The sequence below is a fragment of the Coprococcus sp. ART55/1 genome, assembly GCF_000210595.1.
Taxonomy (GTDB): Bacteria; Bacillota; Clostridia; order Lachnospirales; family Lachnospiraceae; genus Coprococcus; species Coprococcus aceti.
Genome location: NC_021018.1, coordinates 2,739,117 through 2,741,155, shown reverse-complemented (window position 1 = coordinate 2,741,155; position 2,039 = coordinate 2,739,117). Strand labels below are relative to the sequence as shown.

Here is a 2,039-nt window from a genome sequence, read left to right as displayed (position 1 = left end):
CTTGTAACGTTCTTTACAACACCCTCAACTATCATTCCAACTTCTATTCTATCAAACAGAGCCTTTGCAGCCTCTGCCTTTCTTGCTGCAACGATCTGCTTTCTGTTACCAATTATTCTTCTCTTCTTTGGCTGGTACTCTGTGAGTACAAACTCGATATCCTGATCAAGGTACTTGTCAAGATTCTTCTCATATGTATCTGAAACAAGACTAGCAGGGATAAATACTCTTGTCTCATCGTACATAACGTTAAGTCCACCGCTTACAACCTGAACAACCTTACCTGTAAGGATCTCTCCTGACTCAAGAGCAGCCTCAAGCTTCTCATTAGCCTTCTCTGCAGCAACTCTCTTGTATGAGAGAAGAACTGATCCCTCGCCATCGTTTGTCTTAACAACCTTGGCTGTTATCGGATCATCAACATGTACAAGCTCTGTCAGATCTGCATTAGGTGTGTTGGTATACTCGCTTCTAGGAATAATACCATCTGACTTGTAGCTGATGTCTACCAGAATCTCATCAGGTTTAACATCGATAACTCTACCTTCTACTATCTCTCCTGTCTTGATTGAGACTCTGCTCTCATCATTCTTTAATAATTCTTCAAAATTCATCTCGTCCATCCTACCATGAACCTCCTTAATAATTTTGTTTGGGGTAGATGCCCCAGCTGTAATACCTACCCTACTAACGGATTCAAAAGTAGTCAAATCCAAATCAACGAGTGTCTGTATATAGTAAGTATTCTCACATTCTTTTTTACTAATCTCATATAACTTCTGAGTATTAGAGCTGTTCCGACCACCTATAACAATCATGGCATCTACCTTTGATGCAATCTCCTGCGCCTCCCTTTGACGCACAGACGTAGCATTACAGATAGTCTTATAAGCAGTAACATTATACAATTTATTTCGAATAATATCAACAATATAATTAAATTTTCTGTAATTAAAAGTTGTCTGACTAACTATCGATATATTATCCGCTGTTTTGACCTCTCCGTCAATATATTTTCTTACAAAAGCCTCAGCCTCCTCCTCGGAACCTATGACTACCGGAGGCTCTACACACCAGCCCACGATTCCTTTCACCTCGGGATGGCTTGAGTCGCCTATGATGACGACTGTATTTCCTTTCTGTCCTTCCTCGCGCACTATGTTGTGTATCTTCTTGACAAATGGACAGGTCGCATCTATCACCGTATTCCCACCAGCCTCCAGAATGTCATATATCCTTTTCTCAGCGCCATGGGATCTGATTATGACCTTGCTGTCTTTTATCTCAAGCAATTCGTCATCACTGTCGATCACCTGCACTCCGTGCTTTGTAAGATCACCAACCACCTCTTCATTGTGTATTATCTGACCATAAGTATACACATTTTCCTCATCAGCATGTTCGTATGCTGTATCCACCGCACGCTGAACGCCAAAGCAGAATCCGGCACTCTTTGCAAGTAATATCTCCATATCTAAACCACCTGTATTACATTCTCTCTCTTGCAAGTCCGACTATAGTGTCTGTGACCTGCTCTATCGTCATATCTGAGCTGTCGATAAGAACCGCGTCATCAGCCCTCTTTAAAGGAGCTGTTTTTCTCTCCATATCCTGCTTATCCCTCTGGATTATATCCTGCTCTATCTTCTCTATATCAATATTCTCAGCGCCCTTTGCGACAAGCTCGTCATATCTTCTTTTGGCCCTCACTGCCGAAGAGGCGGTAAGGTATACCTTGAGCTCTGCTGAAGGAAGTATATTTGTTCCTATATCCCTTCCATCCATGACAACATCATTTGAAGCAGCGAGATCCCGCTGGAGTGACAGAAGCTTTTCCCTGACGCATGGAAGTGCAGATGCCTTTGAAGCCATATTACCAGCAGCCTCAGTTCTCAGCTTTCCTGTTACATTCTCGCCGTTAAGGTAGACCTGCTGTGCTCCATCCTCATATTTTATTTCCACGGAAATGTCCGCTATGCTTTTCTCCACCAGGTCTTCATCGCTGGCAGATATATTGCTTTCTGTGAGATATACAGCCA

Annotated in this window: 2 protein-coding genes; both read right to left on the bottom strand. The window is 42.5% G+C overall.

Going from position 1 to position 2,039, the window contains the following annotated elements; translation table 11 throughout:
- The coding region (gene ispH / locus CCU_RS12305; RefSeq protein WP_208896240.1) for a 4-hydroxy-3-methylbut-2-enyl diphosphate reductase at positions 1 to 1,472 on the bottom strand (1,472 nt) is incomplete at its 3' end.
- A 16-nt stretch (positions 1,473 to 1,488) separates the two neighbouring features.
- A partial coding sequence (gene cmk, locus CCU_RS12300; protein WP_208896239.1) for a (d)CMP kinase occupies positions 1,489 to 2,039 on the bottom strand: 551 nt, incomplete at its 5' end.